Origin of the sequence: Anaerotruncus sp. DFI.9.16 (assembly GCF_024461615.1) — a bacterium.
Classification (GTDB): Bacteria; Bacillota; Clostridia; order Oscillospirales; family Ruminococcaceae; genus Anaerotruncus; species Anaerotruncus massiliensis.
Window position 1 is genome coordinate 1 of sequence record NZ_JANFZX010000181.1, and the last position, 220, is coordinate 220.

The window sequence follows — 220 nt, forward strand, 5'->3', positions numbered from 1 at the left end:
AGCGCCACCTTGCCAAGGTGGAGGTAGCGAGTTCGAGCCTCGTAACCCGCTCCAACAAAAAGAGGTCGGGAATGGAAACTTCGCGCCTCTTTTTTCATATACTGCGGTATATGATAGCGGCGCCGTAGCCAAGCGGTAAGGCAGAGGTCTGCAAAACCTTCATTCACCGGTCCGATTCCGGTCGGCGCCTCCAAAGGGAAGACCCCCGCTGCGGAAGCAG

Annotated in this window: 1 tRNA gene; it reads left to right on the forward strand. The window is 57.3% G+C overall.

Annotated elements, in window-relative coordinates:
• Positions 1-118: 118 nt before the first annotated feature.
• Positions 119-193, forward strand: a tRNA-Cys gene (locus tag NE609_RS17460).
• Positions 194-220 lie beyond the last annotated feature (27 nt).